This is a genomic window from Vibrio sp. ABH4_348, from assembly GCF_056159765.1.
In genome coordinates this window covers 188,409-203,292 of record NZ_JBSWVW010000002.1, presented here as the reverse complement: position 1 = coordinate 203,292, position 14,884 = coordinate 188,409, and the positions used below count along the sequence as shown (strand labels likewise).

Below are 14,884 nucleotides of genomic sequence, written 5' to 3'. Positions count from 1 at the left end.
CTCTTAAATGCTTGTATGGATAATAAGCACTCAAATCGGGTCAGGTGAAACCCAGACTTTAGCTGCAACTAAAATTCTTCTATCTGGTAGTTCGATTTAATGATGGCTCCTTTATCGAGAGACCGGTAACAAGTACGAACACCTGATAGAACTCCAAGCACCACACTAGAATAGTCTTCTGGGTCTCGAGCCCGCATTTGCAAGCAAGAGTTAGCTTGTTGTGAATACAAACACACTTCAAAACATTAATGTCGGCGTTGATACTGGCAAGTCACAACTAGACATTCATATCCGCCCTCTCGATATTTACTTTACTGTTCCAAACAACGAAAAAGTATCAATGAAGCGGTACGAACTATTGCCAAACATCGACCTAACCGCGTTGTCATCGAAGCCACAGGTCGGCTTGAGATGCCTTTTATATTCGCCTGTGATAAAGATAAGTTACCTTACGTCATTGCCAACCCATTGCATGTAAAAAGGTTCGCAGGAGCCATTGGACAAAGAGCTAAGAATGACCGCCTAGATGCCGCTCTCATTGCTCATTTTGGCGAAGCCATTCAACCTAAACAAACCAAATTAAAAAGTGAAAATACTCGATTAATGAGTAACTTAGTCACAAGGCGAAATCAACAGCTTTCCATGCAGACGATGAAAAGAAATCGACAACAAATCTTACCTCAGAGTTTAGCTTCTTCTATAAAACCAGTCTTGACCGTCCTTAAAAATCAAATCGTCAAAATAGAAGTAAAGATATCAAAACTCATCGATACCTGCCCTGAATATCAAGCTAAGAATGAGATACTACAGAGCATGCCAGGGATTGGAAAAATTGCATCCGCGTCTATCATCAGTAATGTTCCGGAACTCGGTTTCATCACCAATAAGCAAGCATCTTCTCTTATTGGTGTCGCTCCAATAACGAGAGAAAGTGGGCGCCTCAAAGGCAAACGGATGATACAAGGGGGACGCGCTCAAGTTCGTACAGTTTTATACATGGCAATGATGTCTGCCATCCAATGTAACCCCGTATTTAAGGCTACATATGAACGATTAGTTGCGGCAGGCATGCGGCAGGCAAACCGAAAAAAGTCGCAATCGTTGCCTGCATGAGAAAGATGGTGGTGATACTAAATTCAATGCTAAGGCACTTTGTTATGTGGGATAGCAATAGCGCTAAAAATTAGCGATTGACGCCATAGTCTCTTGTATGTTTATTTTTCCATGATTTTTTCAATTGTCAGGTAAAAAAGTTGAGTATTAGTTTTGTCTTCTGGCGATTCCGGCTCAATTTCATAAGGTAAACCACTCATAAACGCATTAAATCCTGGATATCGATTGTATTTTTCAAACAGCTGCGGTGTTTCTGAGAAATACTTTCCAATGGCATTTAACTTGTTCGATAGTGCATTTTTACCATCAGCAACATTTACTCTATTTCGATACTGGCTTAGTTTAGTTGCTGTTGCAGCCATTTCACTTGCAACATAATCATGCAAACGATTCATGTCACCAATCTCAATTAGTGTCTGGATATTTTTCAATGAATCCATCTTTTGAGATTCATTCTGAATCAATTGGACATATTTTTGGCTGTGATAATAGTTCATTAATTGATTATCCAGAGGCTCTTGATTCATATTAGCCAAACAATGCGAACTAATTAAACTGACACAAAAAACTCCATATTTTTGCATACTTGTCATAAAGTTACCCTATAAAAATAACGCCGCTAATCAGCCGCGCGGCTTTTTGCGTCGGCTGAATTAGCTTTGTTAGCTTATTTTGCAAACTCGTCAAATTCTCCCGCTTTAACGCCTTGTATAAAGGCATCCCATTCATCTGAAGTAAAATCCACAAATTCTGTTTTTGTATTTGTATTTGTAACTACAATCTTCCCTTCAAAAGCTGCCACACCTACACACGTTGGTTGATAATTAGCGGAAAAAGAGCTCTTTTTGAAATTTAAATCTTGTTTTTTCATTTGTCGTTCCTTTTTGTTTAGGTTTATTTTCAATGAATCAGGGCTACCCCTGATAGACAACAACTCTTTTCTTAATCTCTTGCGTTGCTCAAGCAAGAAGTTTGTCATGGAGATACAGCTATGTACTTGTTCATACGGAAACACCAGGATGTTAGAACCATCATATGTTTCGATAACACCCTCATTTTTTGATTCTTCTAAAGATTGCCAAATCAAATAGTGAGACAGTATTTCTTCATAATTAGTAGTATCTCTTTGATCTTTATAGTTGATGTTCTCTAAAAGAATAATTCTAATTTCTGAATTTAATGGGAGAAGAATTTTATTAACCGTAATGTCTCTAATTGTGCCTCTGGGGGCATTTGGAAGCAGTTTCTTTTCTGATTCTTCTGGGTAGGCTTCACTGCTCATTTTTTCATTGATATGCCTAGTAGAAACAAACCTCTCTGACAAAGGAAGATAAAATTTACTTAGTGCGTTATCTAACTCAGCTACCATCAAATCCAATATCTTTTCAGCTTCTGAAAGCCTTTTGTTCCGCACACTTTCCCAGCTACTCTTTACAAAATAAAAAGCGCCCGCAAGAAAAAAGCTCACTGCGGTTGTGTATCCTAGTTTCTCTAATATTTCGATCATGTCATTAAGCTAACGCCCGCTGCATGGGCAAAATTGGAGCGCAGCGGAAATTTTGTCCTGCATGGCTGCGCTTGTTAAGTGTTTACTTGGTGAATTTTGTCTCAATTACATCACCATTTTCTAAATTGACTTTGAGGTCGTAACCAGCGAACGACCCAGCATAAAGAGAACCATTTTTTACCCAAACATTAATTATGTAATCATGCTCCTGCTGTGTAGCTGGATTAACAACCCATAGCAATTTACCAAATGGTTCAAATGCCAATAGCTGGTTGGCGTATGGTTTTGGAGCATCTTCTTGAAGCAAAACAAGGAACACGCCTTCATAAGAAAACTCCCATCTTCTAGCTCCATCAGTATGTTTATACTCTGTTATTTCCATAGACACTTAACACTTACATTTGGTGCGCCACGACTTAGCCGCAGCGCACTCTGAATTTTTGAACCAAAACCGCGAGACTGTTTTGCGTCGCCAACATGTGCTTGTTAGACCTTGGCTCACAACTCAAAGCGGCTTGTCCACCTCACCAAGATGCCCAAAACATGCGCTTAACTCAATGATTAATTATGATATTTGCTGAACCGCTCGAAACCTAAAACTACGCGAAAGGTAGATTGGAAACGAGCCAAAGAAGGCAAGGGACGTTCAGCGAATACAGACACAAAAAGCACTAACTAAAAAATGGGGTATAACACTTACATTTGGTGCGCCCCGACTTAGCCGCAACACGCACTGAATTTTCAAACCAAAGCCGCCTGACTGTTTTGCGTCGCCAACATGTGCTTGTTAGACCTTGGTTCACAACTCAAAGCGGCTTGTCCACCTCACCAAGATGCCCAAAACATGCGCTTAACTCAATGATTAATTGTCAGCCCTAAACCACCGCCTTGGGCGGTGGTGATTTTTCTTTGGGGCTATTGCCCGAAGAAGTGCCCATGCTAGAAGTAAACCTCTTATTCACCACAAGTAAGAGGAAGCTAAAAACATGGGCGACTACAGAAGTTCATCACATGTATATTGGCGTTGCAAATACCACATAGTTTGGACGCCGAAGTACAGATTTAAGATCTTGAAAGGCAATGTTGGCAAGGAGCTTTACCGCTCTATCTACATTTTGTGCAATATGAAAGATTGTGAAGTCTTAGAGTTAAATGTTCAGCCAGATCATGTTCACCTGGTTGTGATAGTACCGCCAAAAGTTTCGATATCGACATTAATGGGGGTATTGAAAGGACGTTCAGCAATTCGATTGTTCAATAAATTTCCACATATAAGAAAAAAATTATGGGGAAATCATTTCTGGGCGAGAGGGTACTTTATTGACACTGTCGGTGTAAATGAAGAAATTATCAGGCGTTACGTAAGGCATCAAGACAAGAAAGACCAAGAATATGAGGCACAATTAGAGTTGAAGATAAACTAACCGCGCAGGAATGCCCCCTTCCAGGGGGCTGTAAACCAAAGCCGCCTTCTAAGAAGGCGGATTTTTACTATGATATTTGCTGAACCGCTCGAAACCTAAAACTACGCGAAAGGTAGATTGGAAACGAGCCAAAGAAGGCAAGGGACGTTCAGCGAATACAGACACAAAAAGCACTAACTAAAAAATGGGGTATAACACTTACATTTGGTGCGCCACGACCAAGCCGCAGCACACGCTAAATTTTTAAACCAAAACCGCCAGACTGTTTTGCGTCGCCAACATGTTTTAGTTATACGTTGACTCGCAACCCAAAGCGGCTTGTCCACCCAGCGGAGATATAGGGGTTGGAGTGTTTTTTAAGACTCAATCTTCATTTTTTTAAGTTTTCCAGTTAAATACATACCAGCTACTAAACAATACACGGCTAAGCCCCCTTCCATATATGGAGGAAACACTCCGATAGCAAAAACACCTAAATACTTTAAGGTTGCCATCAAGCCACAAAGTGGCGCTGCCATAAACAAGAGTTTCCGTTGTTTTTCTAATTTTCCTACTTTTTCCAGAGTCTCGTTATTCATTTACACGTCTCTATCAATTCAAACTAGGTATAACACTTACATTTGGCGCGCCACGACCAAGCCGCAACACATACTAAATTTTAAAACCAAAACCGCCAGACTGTTTTGCGTCGCCAACATGAATTAGTTATACGCTGGCTCACAACCTAAAGCGGTTTATCCGCCCCACCAAGATGCCCAAAACATTCGTTTAACTCAATGATTAGTGATGGTTTTTGCTGAACCGCTCGAAACCTAAAACTACGCGAAAGGTGGATTGGCAGTGAGCTAATGAGAGCGTTGAATTTACAACCAAAACCGATCCAAAAACATTAGACAAACAAATGGGCTATAATTATTTTGTTAAACGACAGCGTTGATCCGGGCTACCGGTATGCCTCGTAATCACCTGCCTGAAAGTAACAATCAGAGGCAATCCAGCTGTCGCTTTGAACAATTTGTTATGACATGACCAAAGTCACCAACACTTATGACTTTAATTCAACACCAGAAGAAACAACGTTTAAGACAAAAAGTCGAAGCCGAAGTATTGGGTATGGCTTCACCTTGAAGACCTTCAGGTGTTCCTATGAATCGCTCGCGTATTATTGGACGCCTGAAGCTCTTCAAGGCTAGCATGAAAAGACTCAATATTCGCCATTTTTGGCTCTTAGCTCAGAGCTATTTGGCAGCGTTCAATACATGACAGATTTCGTAGTTTCATCCACATTAGAGATTCGTCATGTCATAACAATTATTCAAAGACAAAATGTCCATATAATCCTTCCACAGGCATTGGTCTCGGCTTGTGGATACATAGGCGTAGAGTAACACTTAACTCATTGATAAAAAATATGAAAAGGCTAGGGTAGAGATATCAACTGTCTTATTTTAGACACACGTTTTAAAACAAAGTGGACATTGGTTAAATTTTTATCAGCATGTGCAAATATACAGTGCTTGAATGGGGGGATAATGAAGGTGTAGTAGATGACTTATGGCAAACATATTAGAAAGAACAAGAAGGGCACTTTGCCCTTCTTGAGGCAGGTAATTTTGCAGCTGCGGAATGCTTAGTGACGGGCTTCGAATTGCTCTAAAGAATTAACAATTTTGCCTGCCAATTCGTGGTTGTTACCAGATAGCTCAATCGAAGTTTTTGTGTCTTCTACAAGCTCTGTCATGCTTTGCTGTATGGCGTAAGAGTCTTCCAGCTGTGCATCAATACTAGTGATGACCGATTCAACCGACTGTTTGCTGTCTTGTGAAATAGCGATAAGTTCTTGCATGTCCGTCATGGTCTCGCCAGTTACATCGGAACTCAAAACTATGACTTCTTCCACTTCTTTCTGCTTTTCAAAGATTTGCTCTGAAACCTTAGAAATGGATGCCATTTCAACATCAATATTCTCAGCCGATTCATTAGCGGTATTGGCCAGCTTGCGTACTTCGTCTGCCACCACGGCAAAGCCACGGCCATATTCGCCTGCACGTGCTGCTTCAATAGCCGCGTTCAATGCAAGTAGGTTGGTTTGCGCTGCAATATCTTTGATTGAATCAACAAGCTGACTAACGTTTTTATTAATGCCTTCTAGCGATTCCAACAGCTCGCTGAACTGACAAATCTTCTCTTTAGACGATTCAATTTGTTCGGTTAGCGTGGTCAGTTTATCTATGGTTAACACCGCTGTTTCAGCGGTTTGGCTGGAGATTTTGTGGCTTTCACAAGACAGCGTTTTGATGTCTGAAGACTGTTGAATAAAGTGGTTGATACGCTCTTGGCTATCTTGGATAGACTCGTAACGGTTCTTAGATGCCTGATGAACGTTAGAGGCGTTACTGTGAATTTGCACTGCAAACCCGGCGGGGCTGTTGGTTTGAAATTCATTGAACTGGCGCTCAATTTGCTCTAATTGCTCTAATCTTGCTTTGTCGATTTCGACGGTATTTGCGTTCGATTTTTTAGAAAACAACTTCATGGTCACTTAACCTCTCGTAGTGACAAAGGGGTACATATCGTCGTTACATCCAATCTCGACAATATTGGGGTTCAATGCCCCTAGGTTTTTGGCGTTTTGTTAGTGTGCAATGTAACGGCCAAAAGTGTCCAGACTTTAATGGTTTATATTGGTTATTCAGCGTGGATCTCAGCCACAAAATTCTCGTTGTTGCGAATCGGCGCGACTAAGCTCAAATTGATGCAATTTATCGCGGTATTTGATACGCAAATTGTTTTGTATTGGCCTAGTGTTTAACAATAATAATGAAGAATTGGTTGGCTAACATGTACTGCATCGTTTACGAAAGCACAAGTACCACTCCGCACGTCGATACCGACATCAATAGTGTTTTGAATTCGAGTCGTCGCTTCAATCAACAAAACCAAGTGACAGGTATTCTGTTTTATTTTCGAAATCGGTTTTTTCAATATATCGAAGGCGAGAAGGACGTCATTGAATTTCTGTTTAACGAACGGATTAGTGTCGATACCAGGCACAATGAGATTCGCGTTCTGTGTCAAGGAGAGATAGAGCGTCGCCTTTACCCTGGCTGGGATATGAAATTCTGTTTTATGGACGATTTTGACGGCAACCTTAGCCAAGAGTTTGAACAAGTTTCAACTCAAAATGTGTCTAGTTTCATTCCATTGATGGAGGAGAGGATTACCTCGCTGAGCCTATGAATGCGCTGAACCGCAATTTGGATGGGTTTATTGAAGAGCACATCACTTCAATTAATGATTCTCCTAGTGGTGCAAATGATGGGTTGCAAAATGACGTGGACCTGAAGTTTTACCTTTGTGATCTGTGTTTCTTCTTCTTGGGAGGCAAAAAAACGGCCGACCTAGACACGCTTTACATCGCAAACTATGTCAGAAAGTATGGCGGCCAGTACACTCATATTCTCTACATTACGATTTCATTCTTAATTAAGTTGCTTGAATACCAAAAAACGTTTGATACTCATACCAATCGGGCGAATGAAGCCCGCTTGGTGATGATAATCACTTATATCATTCGTGCTCACATCGACATTGCCGCGAAAGACTATTTTAACGATAAGTTATCTGGGCTTTTCTCTCATAACTACCTTGCTCGTTTAGAGAGTGAATTACATATGAGTCTCAATCAGAGCCAAGCGGCGACGGTGGTGTTTTTTGATTTGGACAACTTTAAACAAATCAATGACAAGATGGGGCATACCTTCGGCAACATGGTGTTAAGACAGTTTTCAGAGGCTTTGTTAGAGTCGACTCGCCCTGAAGACATTTGTATTCGATATGGCGGAGACGAGTTTGTCGTGGTGTTTAAAACCAGTGGTGACAATGTCTATGCTGAATTGCTGCGTCAGTTAAAACGCAATCCCAGAGTTCGATCGTTAAATATTGAGTTCAGCAGCGGTCACTCTAAAGGTTTGATAAGAGAGCATACTCTATCTGAATTGATTGAGATGGCCGATCAATTGATGTATCGAGAAAAAGCGTTGAAAAAATGCAGTCGATGACACGTCAGCCTTAACTTAAAGTCGCAATCGAGTCTCTATCAATCAACTCAGGTTTTAGAACCACGTGATGTTCTGCCGATTCTTTAAACAACTCCACAAGCATATCTGCGGCGATATGGCCCATTTCAATGATGGGCTGGCGCACTGTGGTTAGGGCAGGGTACATGAGTCTGGCATGAAAGTTATCATCGTAACCAATTACGGAGATATCTTCCGGAATGCGAATATTGGCTTCTCTCAGTGCTTGATACGCACCGGCGGCCATTTCATCGTCTCCAGCACAAATTGCGGTAAATTGGGTGTTATTCGCGAGTAAAGATTTAGTGAGTTCATAGCCCGACGTATCGCTGTACTCTCCGTAAACCACATGGCAGTTGGACTTATCTAATTTGGCTTCTGCAACCGCATTCCAAAAACCCTCTAGACGCGCACGGCCATCGCGAAAGTGCTGCGGACCGGCAAGGTGTACAATGTGCTGATGACCACGATCAATGAGGTGTCTTGCCGCAAAATAACCGCCGAGTGTATTGTCTACTCGAACCGAGCTAGAGCTGACCGGAATATCTTCGCGACCAATCAATACAATGGGAATGTTATTTACGTTGAGTTGGTTTATCTCTTCAGCAGAAATATCGCTTTCAAGAAACAACACCAGCGCGTCACATCGTCGGTCGATTAATGATTCAACGGCTTTCAGCTCTTTGTCTTTTTGACCAAAGCCGCTGGCCACAATGAGGTCTTTTTCGATATTTTGAAAAACGTTCTGCACGCCTTTTAGTAGCTGTGCATAAAACGGGCTCGATAAATCAACCACCACCACGCCAATCATATCGGAGCGATTGCTTTTAAGGCTGCGTGCCACGTTGTTTGGCCGGTAACCCAGTTGTTCAATCGCGGCTTCCACCTTGGCGCGTGCTTTGGCAGACACACTGCCGTTACCCGCAACCACACGAGAAACGGTAGATTTTGAAACGCCTGCCAGCTGCGATACTTGTTTAATGGTTACCATTGGGCCAAATTTGTCTCATTTGATGTGCTAGAACCGAGCATCCTAGCAATATTATTGTGTATTTATTGAGTAATAGCCCTCAATAATGTGATGTTAAGCATGTCTAGCTTTCCGTTCATTGAAGCTTACTTGACTGCTATGGCGAGTAGCAGCCAGGCAACATGCGGAATCCATTGTTCGCTCCAACGCCACGAGTGCATTGGATCGTCCGTGGCGGCAAAATCAATACCGGATTCGTCTTTAAAACCTGAGGTGATACCGTTACACACGCCACCTCGAATGCTCTTATGGTCGGGGTCATAGGCGGCTGGGTTATTCCTTCCTTGCCCATCCATCATGCACATGTCCATGGGATTTAAGCCCAAGACCCAGTTGATCTGGGCGCAGGCATAGCTTTCAATCTCAGGCAGTGCTCTGCCTTTGGATTTGAAATGCTGATTTAGCATCGTGAAGGCACAGCTCAATGAAGCCAAACGAGCATTTTCACCTTGCCACCAGTAGCCAGATTCGTTGTGATGTGGATAGAAGAACGCCGGTTTTCGTTCGCCGTTGACATTTTGGTGATATTGGCGAGCGTAAAGGAATGGATTGTGAACCTGTTGGCCAATCTCAAGGTAGAACTCAGCTTGTTTTAGCAGCGCCAGTTCGGTTTTCTGCTGCTGTTCTAGGTTGGTCACGCCAATCTCAATTGCGCGTAATAGAGCGACAATTGGCAACCCTTCCTCTGCAGCATGGAAGTATGGACGGCTTTTGTCGTCAGCTCTTAGCCAGCCAGATAATGTTGAATCATCGCTAACTCTTGCGATTAGGCTTTCGAGACGCGTTTTTGCCGCCACTAAATACAAGTTGTCGTGAGTAATCGCATACAATTCAGTTGCGGCGAGTAGGGCACAATAGTCATCAATGATGTTTTCTTTGCCATCGTCCAAGTAATGCAAATTATGCTCTTCAAGGTGTTGGAATCCCTTCATAGCAGCCGCCAGATATTGCTCTGAACTGAACTCGCCACCTTGTTTGTGTGTGGAAGCGCGCGCTAATGCGGCAATCGCAATCCCACCACCTTGGCGATAACCGGCTTGCCAACGTTGATTTTTGTGTCCTTGTTGAGTTTGATAACTACAGATGTAGCGCATGCTCGGGTCGTGGCTCCAGTTATCAAATACGGTGGTGTAAAAGTAACCCGCCTCGTCTTGCATCCTTATTAAAAAATCCGCGCCGTACAGTGCTTCTTGCTGTATTTGATTACTTAGCTCATCACCAAAAGTGGCCTGACTGTCTAACGCGTGCAGTAGGTTCCACACCACCATTGGCGTTTGCTGTGGATTCATGAAGTTGGCATAAGATAGGTGGCTTAAGTACTTACTAACATCTCCCGACGCGTCGTACCATCCACCGCGGACATCGACACGTTCATTGCGAGTATCGCCGAAAAAGGGGATAGCCTCGTCCGTCTCTTGATAGATACCCGTGCAACGCTGGTTTTGAAAATAGCTAAGGAGTTCAGAAACCGTTTGTGATTGAATCAGGTTAACGCCAATGTTGAATGGCTCTGAGCAAACCGTGTCGTTCTCTGTTTCGGCTTCAATAACGTATTGGCCTTCTTGGTTTACTGTACTGAAGTCAATATGAGCAAATTGGCCCAGCTGCCAGTTGTCGATCGAATCGGATGTTTCGACCAATCCGTTGTGAATTTCAATATGCTGCCCGTTTTCTAACTTGAGGACGCGAAACGTTTTTGCCGAGGTACCCGTAAGCGTTTGTAACACCGCGGTTTTGGGCTGGTCTAAGTCATAACCTAAATGATTGATCAACAATTTGTTCATGGTAGTCAAAGAGCGAACTCTTCCTCAGTTAGCTTGGGAATGAAAGGGTGAAGTACTCGCTCAACGCTTCGAAAAACTTGCAAGGTTGAGCGAGTTGTTGTGAGAAGAATTAATCGGCGGTTTCCAACTGCTTCTCTTTGTTGATTGGAGCTTCAACGTCTAGTTTTGATTCGGAAACAAATGATGCAGATTCCACAGATTCAGCAACCAAAGGTTTCAGTGGTGTTGGCTCCTGAGATTCAAACTCGCGAATGAAGTGGTCAGGCTCCACCTCTACCACGCGCATCGCTTCATCATTTTTAAGTTTTTCTTGGAATCGACAGTTTTTCCAAAGCTCTCTTAATGGACTTTGCCCTTCTTTTAAACGCTCCGAAATTGGACGATCAGGATCAGGAATCGACTCCAATAGCAGTCTGGTATAAGGGTGGTGAGGGTTGGTCGTAACTTTGGTGCTGTCGCCCCATTCCACTATCGTGCCCGAATACAGTACCGCGGTTTCTTCGGCAAAATAGCGCGCGGTTGCAATATCATGGGTGATATACAAAAACGCAATATTGAGTTCATCTTTTAGTCGTTGCAGCAGGTTCAAAATACCCGTTCGCAGAGACACATCGAGCATTGATGTCGGCTCATCAGCAAGAATAATGTCTGGCTCAATTGCCAAAACTCGCGCTATTGCCACACGCTGCCTTTGTCCGCCACTTAGCTCGTGCGGGTAGCGATCAGCCATTTCTTCTGCCGGAGACAGGCCCACCAATTCGAGCAACTGGTAAATTCGTGCTTGGTTTTGTTGCTTAGTGCGTTCAGGGAAATGAATCTCCAGTGGGCGCAGTAAGTGGTAACCAATTGTCAGAGTCGGGTTTAACGATGAGAACGGGTCTTGGAAAATCATCTGTACCGCTTTTTGGTACTCACGCTTTTGCTTAGACGATTTGATGTTCCAAACGTTTTCGCCCTTGTACAAAATCTCTCCGTTAGTGGGTTGGTAAACCTTAGAGAGAATACGCGCACAAGTACTTTTACCACTGCCTGATTCGCCTACCAAGGCAAGGGCACGCCCGCGTCGTAGTTTGAATGAGACCTCGTTGAGCGCTTTGAACTTCTTGCTTTTAAACAAACCAGCACGTGTTTTGAATTGCTTGGTTACACCACTTAATTCAAGCACGGGCGTATCTTGACGCTCTTGGTCAGTAATAGTGCTCAGTGTTGAACCGCTGGCTTTGTTTAGTGACAAGAACGCACTGCCTAGCTTACGGGTGTAGTCGTGTTGCGGGTTAACCCAGATTTGGTCAGCCTTGGCAACTTCTAACAAAACACCTTCTTTCATCACACCAATGCGATCGGCAAACTCTGCCATCATGCTCAAATCATGGCTGATGAAGAGAACAGAAAAGCCAAATTGCTCTTTGAGCTCAAAAATCTTCTGAATGATGTCTCGTTGAACCACAACATCAAGAGCCGTAGTGGGCTCATCCATGATGATCAGCTTCGGCTCAAGTACTAGTGCTAACGCAATACCAATACGCTGGCGCATACCACCACTGAACTGATGCGGGAACTCGTGGATGCGCTCTGGGTCGATACCAACCAGTTCTAACAACTCTTTGGCGCGAGCCAATGCTTGTTTTTCAGTGACGTTTCGGTGCGCCAGAATCGCATCACAAATTTGTTCCGCTATTGAAATAACGGGATTGAGCGAGTCCATGGCACTTTGGAATACCATACTGGTCTGCGCCCAGCGATACGCATTGAGTTCATTTTGATTGAGCTTTAAAACGTCTTGCCCTTGGAACAAGATTTCGCCGCCACTGATTAAACCAGGCAAGGATGTCAATCGAGAGATGGCAAATGCGATAGTACTTTTACCACAGCCAGATTCCCCAGCCAGACCAAAAACTTCACCCGGAGCAATGGAAAAACTGACGTTTTTCACCGCCGCGACAATGTCCGTTTGACTTATATAGTGAATACAAAGGTCTTTGACTTCTAAAACAGGAGTTGAATTATTCATATGCTGCAATACCTCGCTGTTTCAAGAATGCGCGAACTTTTTTGCTGTTTTTCTTAGTAGAAAGTTGTGGGTTAGTGATTTGGTCAATCGAGAAGTTAATCAAAACCAAAGAAGCGCCGGTCCACATAATGGCTGCCGCTGGTGGCAGTAGTTCCCACCATGCGCCATAGCTGATGGCTTCGTTACTTTCTGCCCAGAACAGCATGGTGCCCCAAGTTACGGCACTTGGGTCACCGATACCGATAAACTCTAGGCCGGCTTCGGCCAAAATTGCCCAGATGGTGCCTATTACAAATCCACCCACAGTGAGTGAAAGTAGGTTAGGGAAAATCTGAATTAAGATGATGCGCAGTTTGCTTTCACCCATTAACTCAGCAGCAGTAATAAATTCTTTGGTTTTTATGGTCATGGTTTGGGCGCGAAGCACCCGAGCTGACCAAGCCCAGCCCGTGAAGGCGAATACCAAGCCAATGACAAACGGACTGGCCCCTCCATCAAAGAAACTGGCAAGTACGATGATCAGTGGCAGCCCGGGTATGACTAGCATGACGTTGGTGAAGAAACTCAATACTTCGTCTGTCTTGCCTCCCATGTAGCCTGCTGAAACGCCAATTAAGATAGCGATACTGACCGACAGAATACTGGCCACAAAACCGACGGTTAACGAGGTTCTTCCCCCGTACAAGAGTTGGCTATAGACATCTTTACCCATACGCGTCGTGCCTAAGTAGTGCTCGGCACTTGGTGGCTCGTGCATTCCGCCTGCTCGACGACCGGGATCATGAGGAGCTAATACTGGTGCCATAAGTGACGCTGTCACAACGGTGAGCAGCATGATAAGCCCAATCACACCTTTTTTGTCTAAGAAAAACACTCGCAAAGGAGCGGGTAGCCAAGTTAGTCTTGGTTTGCGATCGAGTTTAAGATCGTGTTTTAGTTGTTCAATACTCATTTTGCACCTGCATAGCGAAGACGAGGATCTAGAAGAACGTTGAGAAGATCCGAAATTAGGTTAGCAATCAGTACACATGACGTGACGAGCAATAACTGACTTTGAATAAACGAGTAGTCACGGGCTTCTATAGCGGCTAGCGAGAACTTACCGAGACCGGGGTAGTTGAAGACAACTTCAATGATGTAGGCACCACCCAGCATATAGCCAAACTGCAATGCCAAAGAAGTAATTTGAGGTAGCAGCGCGTTACGTGCAGCGTAGCGGTATTTAATGCGTCGTTCGCTCAACCCTTTGGCACGCGCCATCGTAATAAACTCTTGGTTAAGCAAGTTGATCATGGTGTTACGCATGCCTAAGTGCCAGTTACCAATACCAACAATGATGATGGTGGCAAGTGGCACGACGGCGTGGTAGCCGACGTTGGAGATGTACTCCCATGTCCAGCCGGGCACTAACATTGGGTCATGGGCGCGGCCTAGCGGGAACCATTCCAAATGGAAACACACCGAATAGAAAAGTAGCAGAGCAATAACTGGCTGCGAGAAAGCATAAAGCATCACGTTGAATGGTGTGAAAAACGCATCAAAAGGCTGGCCTTGGCCCCAAGCAGCGCGAATCCCCATGAACATACCAAAGCAAAAACAGATGGTAATCGCGATGCCCATAAGGAATAGCGTCCAACCCGCCGCGTAGAATAGTGTTTCACTTACCGGGGCTGGGAAGTTGGTGGTAGATACACCAAAATCGCCTTGGAATATTTTGCCTAAATAGCGTAGGTACTGGTCCCAAAGGGTACCGTCCATGCCATAGGCTTTTTTGATTAGCTCAAGAGACTCTTGGCTCATCTTACCTTGCAAGCTGACGAACAAATGCGTAGCGGGATCGCCGGGCATTAAACGTGGCAGCAAAAAGTTAAGTGTAATCGCGACCCAAAATGCACTCAGGTAAAACCCAAGTCTGGTCAAAATAAATTTCATAACG

Annotated in this window: 13 protein-coding genes and 1 pseudogene; 4 read left to right on the top strand and 10 right to left on the bottom strand. The window is 43.8% G+C overall.

The features are described 5' to 3' along the window. Nucleotides 1-220 precede the first annotated feature (220 nt). Nucleotides 221-1,187 (top strand): annotated as a pseudogene (locus ACXAFJ_RS14495) (IS110 family RNA-guided transposase). 27 nt (nucleotides 1,188-1,214) lie between these two features. Here ACXAFJ_RS14495 and ACXAFJ_RS14490 read toward each other — a convergent pair. The 3 genes from ACXAFJ_RS14490 to ACXAFJ_RS14480 all read right to left on the bottom strand — a co-directional run bounded on the left by ACXAFJ_RS14490 (nucleotide 1,215) and on the right by ACXAFJ_RS14480 (nucleotide 3,002). Then, the gene (locus ACXAFJ_RS14490) at nucleotides 1,215-1,706 is read right to left on the bottom strand and encodes a hypothetical protein (RefSeq protein ID WP_475324400.1); all 492 of its coding nucleotides are present in this window, start codon (nucleotides 1,704-1,706) and stop codon (nucleotides 1,215-1,217) included. 74 nt (nucleotides 1,707-1,780) lie between these two features. Next, the gene (locus ACXAFJ_RS14485) at nucleotides 1,781-2,620 is read right to left on the bottom strand and encodes a DUF397 domain-containing protein (protein ID WP_475324399.1); all 840 of its coding nucleotides are present in this window, start codon (nucleotides 2,618-2,620) and stop codon (nucleotides 1,781-1,783) included. Between the two features lie 82 nt (nucleotides 2,621-2,702). After that, complete coding sequence (locus ACXAFJ_RS14480) at nucleotides 2,703-3,002, bottom strand: DUF7957 family protein (RefSeq protein ID WP_475324398.1); 300 nt, start codon at nucleotides 3,000-3,002, stop codon at nucleotides 2,703-2,705. 604 nt (nucleotides 3,003-3,606) lie between these two features. On the opposite strand from ACXAFJ_RS14480, the gene tnpA reads away from it, so the two are divergent. Then, on the top strand, nucleotides 3,607-4,044 hold the full coding sequence (gene tnpA / locus ACXAFJ_RS14475) for an IS200/IS605 family transposase (protein WP_475324396.1): 438 nt from the start codon (nucleotides 3,607-3,609) through the stop codon (nucleotides 4,042-4,044). A 356-nt stretch (nucleotides 4,045-4,400) separates the two neighbouring features. On the opposite strand, the gene ACXAFJ_RS14470 is transcribed toward tnpA, so the two are convergent. Continuing rightward, entirely contained in the window at nucleotides 4,401-4,622 is a 222-nt protein-coding gene (locus ACXAFJ_RS14470; RefSeq protein ID WP_475324395.1) for a hypothetical protein, read from the bottom strand. Between the two features lie 1,052 nt (nucleotides 4,623-5,674). Continuing rightward, nucleotides 5,675-6,580 carry a methyl-accepting chemotaxis protein gene (locus tag ACXAFJ_RS14465; protein WP_475324393.1) on the bottom strand — a complete coding sequence of 302 codons (906 nt, stop codon included), beginning with the start codon at nucleotides 6,578-6,580 and terminating at the stop codon, nucleotides 5,675-5,677. A 284-nt stretch (nucleotides 6,581-6,864) separates the two neighbouring features. Here ACXAFJ_RS14465 and ACXAFJ_RS14460 point away from each other — a divergent pair, with 284 nt between their 5' ends. Together ACXAFJ_RS14460 and ACXAFJ_RS14455 are read left to right on the top strand one after the other, a co-directional pair. After that, complete coding sequence (locus ACXAFJ_RS14460; RefSeq protein WP_475324392.1) at nucleotides 6,865-7,284, top strand: BLUF domain-containing protein; 420 nt, start codon at nucleotides 6,865-6,867, stop codon at nucleotides 7,282-7,284. Beyond that, entirely contained in the window at nucleotides 7,281-8,105 is an 825-nt protein-coding gene (locus tag ACXAFJ_RS14455; RefSeq protein ID WP_475324390.1) for a GGDEF domain-containing protein, read from the top strand. The genes ACXAFJ_RS14460 and ACXAFJ_RS14455 overlap by 4 nt, the downstream gene beginning before the upstream one ends. Before the next feature lie 10 nt (nucleotides 8,106-8,115). On the opposite strand, the gene ACXAFJ_RS14450 is transcribed toward ACXAFJ_RS14455, so the two are convergent. From ACXAFJ_RS14450 to ACXAFJ_RS14430, 5 genes are all read right to left on the bottom strand, one after another. Further along, nucleotides 8,116-9,114, bottom strand: a complete 999-nt coding sequence (locus ACXAFJ_RS14450) for a LacI family DNA-binding transcriptional regulator (protein ID WP_475324389.1) — start codon at nucleotides 9,112-9,114, stop codon at nucleotides 8,116-8,118. Between the two features lie 125 nt (nucleotides 9,115-9,239). Beyond that, a complete protein-coding gene (locus tag ACXAFJ_RS14445; RefSeq protein WP_475324387.1) occupies nucleotides 9,240-10,937 on the bottom strand; it encodes a glycoside hydrolase family 9 protein in 1,698 nt (565 codons plus the stop codon). Between the two features lie 109 nt (nucleotides 10,938-11,046). After that, nucleotides 11,047-12,948 carry a dipeptide ABC transporter ATP-binding protein gene (locus tag ACXAFJ_RS14440; RefSeq protein WP_475324386.1) on the bottom strand — a complete coding sequence of 634 codons (1,902 nt, stop codon included), beginning with the start codon at nucleotides 12,946-12,948 and terminating at the stop codon, nucleotides 11,047-11,049. Further along, entirely contained in the window at nucleotides 12,941-13,900 is a 960-nt protein-coding gene (locus tag ACXAFJ_RS14435; RefSeq protein ID WP_475324384.1) for an ABC transporter permease, read from the bottom strand. The genes ACXAFJ_RS14440 and ACXAFJ_RS14435 overlap by 8 nt, the downstream gene beginning before the upstream one ends. Next, the gene (locus tag ACXAFJ_RS14430) at nucleotides 13,897-14,880 is read right to left on the bottom strand and encodes an ABC transporter permease (RefSeq protein ID WP_475324383.1); all 984 of its coding nucleotides are present in this window, start codon (nucleotides 14,878-14,880) and stop codon (nucleotides 13,897-13,899) included. Before ACXAFJ_RS14430 ends, ACXAFJ_RS14435 begins: the two co-directional genes overlap by 4 nt. Nucleotides 14,881-14,884: the final 4 nt, after the last annotated feature.

Excerpts from the sequence above, each read along its gene's own strand:
- ACXAFJ_RS14490 (WP_475324400.1), bottom strand. The coding sequence starts at position 1,706 with ATGACAAGTATGCAAAAATATGGAGTTTTTTGTGTCAGTTTAATTAGT.
- ACXAFJ_RS14485 (WP_475324399.1), bottom strand. The coding sequence starts at position 2,620 with ATGATCGAAATATTAGAGAAACTAGGATACACAACCGCAGTGAGCTTT.
- ACXAFJ_RS14480 (WP_475324398.1), bottom strand. The coding sequence starts at position 3,002 with ATGGAAATAACAGAGTATAAACATACTGATGGAGCTAGAAGATGGGAG.
- tnpA (WP_475324396.1), top strand. The coding sequence starts at position 3,607 with ATGGGCGACTACAGAAGTTCATCACATGTATATTGGCGTTGCAAATAC.
- ACXAFJ_RS14470 (WP_475324395.1), bottom strand. The coding sequence starts at position 4,622 with ATGAATAACGAGACTCTGGAAAAAGTAGGAAAATTAGAAAAACAACGG.
- ACXAFJ_RS14465 (WP_475324393.1), bottom strand. The coding sequence starts at position 6,580 with ATGAAGTTGTTTTCTAAAAAATCGAACGCAAATACCGTCGAAATCGAC.
- ACXAFJ_RS14460 (WP_475324392.1), top strand. The coding sequence starts at position 6,865 with ATGAAGAATTGGTTGGCTAACATGTACTGCATCGTTTACGAAAGCACA.
- ACXAFJ_RS14455 (WP_475324390.1), top strand. The coding sequence starts at position 7,281 with ATGAATGCGCTGAACCGCAATTTGGATGGGTTTATTGAAGAGCACATC.
- ACXAFJ_RS14450 (WP_475324389.1), bottom strand. The coding sequence starts at position 9,114 with ATGGTAACCATTAAACAAGTATCGCAGCTGGCAGGCGTTTCAAAATCT.
- ACXAFJ_RS14445 (WP_475324387.1), bottom strand. The coding sequence starts at position 10,937 with ATGAACAAATTGTTGATCAATCATTTAGGTTATGACTTAGACCAGCCC.
- ACXAFJ_RS14440 (WP_475324386.1), bottom strand. The coding sequence starts at position 12,948 with ATGAATAATTCAACTCCTGTTTTAGAAGTCAAAGACCTTTGTATTCAC.
- ACXAFJ_RS14435 (WP_475324384.1), bottom strand. The coding sequence starts at position 13,900 with ATGAGTATTGAACAACTAAAACACGATCTTAAACTCGATCGCAAACCA.
- ACXAFJ_RS14430 (WP_475324383.1), bottom strand. The coding sequence starts at position 14,880 with ATGAAATTTATTTTGACCAGACTTGGGTTTTACCTGAGTGCATTTTGG.